6 protein-coding genes and 1 pseudogene are annotated in these 5,203 nt (G+C 64.9%); 4 read left to right on the forward strand and 3 right to left on the reverse strand.

Annotation, left to right across the window (positions count from 1 at the left end; translation table 11 throughout):
* Positions 1-333: pseudogene (locus VN856_RS15275) on the forward strand (4-hydroxyacetophenone monooxygenase); the annotation flags it as partial.
* 3 nt (positions 334-336) lie between these two features.
* Complete coding sequence (locus VN856_RS15280; RefSeq protein WP_325690448.1) at positions 337-1,251, forward strand: MerR family transcriptional regulator; 915 nt, start codon at positions 337-339, stop codon at positions 1,249-1,251.
* Here VN856_RS15280 and VN856_RS15285 read toward each other — a convergent pair.
* Positions 1,248-2,609: a salicylate synthase gene (locus VN856_RS15285; protein WP_325690450.1), complete on the reverse strand. Its 1,362-nt coding sequence runs from the start codon at positions 2,607-2,609 to the stop codon at positions 1,248-1,250. The genes VN856_RS15280 and VN856_RS15285 overlap by 4 nt on opposite strands.
* Positions 2,610-2,845: 236 nt before the next feature.
* Here VN856_RS15285 and VN856_RS15290 point away from each other — a divergent pair, with 236 nt between their 5' ends.
* Positions 2,846-3,058, forward strand: a complete 213-nt coding sequence (locus VN856_RS15290; protein WP_325690452.1) for a hypothetical protein — start codon at positions 2,846-2,848, stop codon at positions 3,056-3,058.
* 7 nt (positions 3,059-3,065) lie between these two features.
* On the opposite strand, the gene VN856_RS15295 is transcribed toward VN856_RS15290, so the two are convergent.
* Both VN856_RS15295 and VN856_RS15300 read right to left on the reverse strand, forming a co-directional pair.
* Positions 3,066-3,248 carry a ferredoxin gene (locus VN856_RS15295; protein ID WP_414686963.1) on the reverse strand — a complete coding sequence of 61 codons (183 nt, stop codon included), beginning with the start codon at positions 3,246-3,248 and terminating at the stop codon, positions 3,066-3,068.
* A 5-nt stretch (positions 3,249-3,253) separates the two neighbouring features.
* Complete coding sequence (locus VN856_RS15300) at positions 3,254-4,429, reverse strand: cytochrome P450 (protein ID WP_325690455.1); 1,176 nt, start codon at positions 4,427-4,429, stop codon at positions 3,254-3,256.
* Positions 4,430-4,544: 115 nt separating this feature from the next.
* Here VN856_RS15300 and VN856_RS15305 point away from each other — a divergent pair.
* Positions 4,545-5,203 (forward strand): DUF222 domain-containing protein (locus tag VN856_RS15305; RefSeq protein ID WP_325690457.1); only part of this gene is annotated, 659 nt, incomplete at its 3' end.

Here is a 5,203-nt window from a genome sequence, read left to right on the forward strand (position 1 = left end):
AACTCCGGCCCCGGACACAATTCGCTGCTGGTCTACATCGAGGGCCAGCTCGACTACGCCGTCCGCGGTATCACCACCATCCTGGACGGCGATCTGCGATACCTCGATGTCCGCCACGATGTGCAGCGCCGATACAACGAACGCATCCAGCGACGACTCACCAAGACGACGTGGATGTCGGGTTGCACCAGTTGGTATTTGACCAAGGACGGACACAACGTGTCGATGTACCCGGGGTTCGCCACCCAGTATCTTCGGCAGATGCGAGATTTCCAGTACGCCGACTACGACGCGGTCGAACATGCAGCCGTGCGCGTGAGCTCATCCGCCTGAGCGATGGCACCCAACCGACCGCCCCGCCCTGAAACCGGCACCATCGCCGGTGTTTTGGCAAACCTGCGGCGCGCCCCCAAACGCGTCCGGCGCCAATCACGGGAGGTCGTCGAAAACGCGGTTTCGCAGCTATTCGACGCCGCTGTCCGCTATCCCCACGGTGCGCTGGGCTCCGGGGAATACCGCATCGAAGACCTGGCCCGGCTGGCCGGCACCACCACCCGCAACATCCGGGTGTACCGCGACCGGGGCCTGTTGCCGCCACCGTTACGGGTCGGGCGGATCGCGCTGTTCAACGACACCCACCTGACCCGGCTGCGGCTGATCACCTCGATGCTCGACCGCGGATACAACATCGCGCACGTCCGGGAAATGCTCAGCGCCTGGGAGGAGGGCAAAGATCTCGGCGACGTGCTCGGCCTGGAAACGGCGATCGTCGGTACCTGGACCAGCGAGAAATCCCAGACCATGCCGTTGGCCGAGGCGCAACGACTCATCAACGACGCCAAAGCCTTCGACCGCCTGGTCCAACTACAAGTGATTCATCTCGACGACGGGCAAGCCACCATCACGCGACCCAAACTAGTTGAGGCGTTCAACGAGATCCGCGGCTACGGCATGGAGATGGACAAGCTCATCGACCTGCACGAGCACATCGTTCCGCTGATCGACCAAATCAGCGAAATGTTGGTGCGCGCCGGGGCCGAACACGTCGCCGACCGCATCAAGCCTCGGGAAGCCTTGCCCCCCGACACCGAAATCGCCGAGTTGATCACCATGCTGGTGCGATTTCGCACCCAGGCCGTCGCTTCGGTCACGGCCACCTTGGCTTCGTCGATCGAATCGACCATCGAGTCACTGGTCAGCCAGATTCTGGCCGAATACTTGGAACGCGAGCCGGACGCCGACGTCGGCTAGAGCGAAACGCGGCGCGCAACCAGATGCGGTGCCAGCGTGGCCAGTTTCTCGCAGGTCTCCTCGAATTCACGGTCGGGATCAGACGCGGCGATGATGCCGGCCCCGGCGCGCAGCCAGGTTCGTCCGTCCCGTTCGTAGACCGTGCGCAGAGTCAACGCCGCGTCAAGGCCACCGTCAGCCGAAAACATCACTACCGCACCGGAATACAACTCCCGCGGACTCTCGTCGAGACGCAGGATGGCGTCCACGCCGGCTGCCTTGGGGATGCCCGATGCGGTGACGGCTGGAAACAGCGTTTCCAGCGCGTCCATCCGGTCTTTCGACGCGTCAAGCCTGGCGGTCACCGTCGAACCGAGGTGCTGCACGCTGCCGCGCTCGCGCACCGTCATGAAATCGACCACCGCGGAGGATCCCGGTTCGGCAACCTCGTCGATCTCCTGAAGCGAGCTCCGCACCGACATGGCGTGCTCGACGATTTCCTTGGTGTTGGACTCCAGATCCTCGCGGGCCTGCCGGTCGCGCGCAGCGCCGTGGCCGAGCGCCCGAGTGCCGGCCAGCGGTTCCGTAACCACCACGCCGTCGTCGTGGACCGCCGCCACCAGTTCGGGGCTGTAGCCCAGCGCCCGAAAACCGCTGAGCTGCAACAGGAAAGAACGTGCTGGGGTGTTGTGCCGCCGACCCAATCGATACGTGGATGGGAAGTCCAACGCGAACGGCACATCGACGCTGCGAGATAGGATCACTTTGTGATACTTGCCGGCGGCGATCTCGTCGATGGCCGTGCCGACCCGGGCGCGGAAGTCACTGGTGTCGGCGGCCACGTCGATCTCGGACGCGACCGGCGTCGGCGTCGCGCCCGCACTGAGGACCCGGCTAACGATTTCGCGGTGGCGATTGTCAGCGTTGAACAGCTGAACGGCATCGTCGCTGACAACGATGCGGGTGCGCGGCCAGAACACTCGCGCCAACGGGGTCTGCGGCGCCAGCCGGTCCTGCAGGCCGAAGCGGTAGGCGCCGAATTCGAAGGCGATCCAGCCGAAGGCCTGATCGGTCTCCAGCAACAGCCGATCGACGGCCTCACCGAGCACCGGCCCCGGCCGACCGGACCAAGTCTCGCGCTGGGTCACCCCGTCGCGGATGATGCGCAGTTCGTCGTTGTCCAGCTCGATCGTGGCCAGCGCACCGATCGCCAACACCCATTGACCGTCGCGTTCGTACAACAGATATTGCTCGCCGTCACGCTCGGGCAACGCTGCAACCAACTCGGCCGCCAGGTCCGCGGGGACGGTGTCGACCGGTAAAGAAAACGGCGGTGACGCGGCTAATGCCTGTTTGGCTCCGACATCAACTTCGGTCACGCTTAGTAAATTTAGCCTAACCTATGAACAGACGGGGAACGCCGGTCGGCAACGCCATCGGCTGGCGGCCTAAGCACTGGTCAACCCGCTTTTTTCGATAGTGCTGGTCGAGTGCGTGATTGGTTGTCATGGAGCGTTTCCGCACCGTTCACGCCCCCGCCCCACAATGGATCCCATCCCACGCCCAGCCGACCACAGGATCGGGCGAGGCTGCGCTCCGATGAGAGGACAGCATCGTGTTCGTTATCCGGCTGCTTGACGGAGAAGAGATCAACGGGTCCGAGAACGACGAGCTCACCGTCAATGAGCAGACCGGCGTGCTCACCGTGCACCGAGTCGACGGGTTCGATGAAGTCACCACGCACTATTCGCCGTCGGCGTGGGCATCGGTGACGCACCGCATCAAGGGCTCCGTGGTGAGGCGCCCACCCGTCGGCGCCAGGCAGTGAGACACCGTCACGACAAGGTGATCGCGGCCTCCGGGCAGTTGCGCTCCGCGTCGGCGGCCTGTGCCTGGCGCTCACCGGAGACATCTTCGACAAGCACGATCGCATGCCCAACCTCGTCGGCGTCGAAGATCTCCGGCGCCAAGGTGTAGCAACGCCCGTGCCCCTCACAGCGATCTGCGTCGACAGCCACCCGCGTCACGACGCCGGCACCGGGAACGTCAGCGGCAGCGACTCCACCGACCGCAGCGCGGCCGTGTAAGTCAACTCGGTGCCGGGCTTGATCTCGTAATCGGGTATGCGGCGATGGAATTCGCGCAGCGCCACCCGCAGTTCCATCCGGGCCAGGTGAGACCCGAGGCAGCGGTGCGGACCACCTCCAAAGGCACGATGCCGGTTGGGGTTTCGACGGAAGTCGACGAGATCTGGATCGGGAAACTCGGCGGGGTCGGTGTTCGCAGCGCCGAGCAACGGGCTGACCCGCTCCCCCTTGTTGATCGGGCAACCGCCCACCTCGACATCTTGCATCGCGACTCGGGCGACGCCGGGTACCGGTGTCTCCCAGCGCAATAACTCCTCGATGGCGCTCGGCAAGACGTCGGGTTGCTCGACGAGCTGATGACGGTGTTCGGGATGCTGGGCGAGGTAAACGAAGAAGCAGTCCAGTGAGTCGGTCACCGTGTCGAGCCCCGCGATCAGGAAAAGAAAACAGATGTCGAGGATCTCGTGCCGGGTCAGCGGTTCTCCCTCGACCCTTGCCGCGATCAGCGACGACAGCACGTCGTCGCGGGGGCTGGCGATGTGGTCGTCGATCGCACGCTCAAAGTAGTCGTAGATCTGTTGCGCCACCTCGGCAGAGGCATCGTGGCGGCCCTCATAACCCGTCGCGCCTTCCGGCCGGATCACCCCGTCCTTCCATTCCAGGAACTTGTCCAGGTCTTCCAGCGGCAGGCCGAGCAGCTGCAGAAACACGGTGCAGGGCAGCGGCACAGCGAACTCCTCATGGAAGTCGCATTCGCCTCGATCGGCGAAGCGGTCGATCATCTCGTTCACCTGCTCGGCGACGCGGGGTTCGCGGCGGGCCATCTCCCGCGGCGTGAATAGCGGATCGAGGATTCGGCGGTACTTCGCGTGGTCGGGCGGGTCGATCTGGAGCGGAATCAACGGCCGGATGTTGCCCAGGTCGACGGCATCCATGTTCGATGAGAACAACTCGGTGTGCTTGAGCGCCATTTCGATATCGGCCAGCCGGCTGAGCACGACTACGTCCGGCGCCCGGAACACCGGGGTCGACTCGCGCAACGCCTTGTACATCGGTTGGGGTGCGGCGAGACCCGCCACCGTGTGGTTTACGAACCCGTCGGTTTCTGTCATGCCATTCAGACTGACACCAAACGTCGGCCCGGGATAGGGAATCCGCGCGTATTGCTGAACCGATGGTTCCCAGCGGCTAGCAACTTTGTCAGTGGAGCGATGTAGTATCGCACACATGTTCGAATCCCTTGCGATCGTCGATCCTGCCGCCGAGGAATCGGCGCTGGTCGAGCGCATCGCCGAGTTGGAACGATTGAAAGCCGCTGCAGCGGCGGGTCAGGCCCGCGCTGCGGCCGCGCTGGACGCGGCGCGCCGGGCGGCCGATGCCGCCGCGGGCGTACCGGCCGCGCGGCGTGGGCGCGGGGTCGCCAGTGAGGTTGCGCTTGCGCGACTCGATTCGCCCGCCCGGGGTAATCGGCATCTCGGCTTCGCGAAAGCTTTGGTGCATGAGATGCCGCACACCCTGGCCGCGTTGGAGGCAGGCGTGCTGACGGAGTGGCGGGCCACCTTGATCGTGCGCGAAAGCGCGTGCCTGGACGTCGATGACCGGCGGGCTTTGGATGCCGAGTTGTGCCGCGACCAAGCCGAACTCCAGGGCATGGGCGACGCACGGGTGGCGGCGGCTGCCAAGGCGATCAGTTACCGACTCGATCCGCATGCGGTCGTCGAGCGGGCCGCCAAGGCCGAAACCGAACGGACGGTGACCATTCGGCCCGCGCCGGACACGATGACCTATCTGACCGCGTTATTGCCTGTGGCCCAAGGTGTCTCAGTCTACGCAGCGCTGCGACGGGAAGCCGATGTCTGCGCCGACGGGCGCTCGCGTGGCCAGGT

The sequence above is a fragment of the Mycobacterium sp. genome, assembly GCF_035603715.1.
GTDB lineage: Bacteria > Actinomycetota > Actinomycetes > Mycobacteriales > Mycobacteriaceae > Mycobacterium.

Bases quoted from the DNA above. Each gene is read 5' to 3' on its own strand.
- VN856_RS15280 (WP_325690448.1), top strand. From the start codon at position 337: ATGGCACCCAACCGACCGCCCCGCCCTGAAACCGGCACCATCGCCGGT.
- VN856_RS15300 (WP_325690455.1), bottom strand. From the start codon at position 4,429: ATGACAGAAACCGACGGGTTCGTAAACCACACGGTGGCGGGTCTCGCC.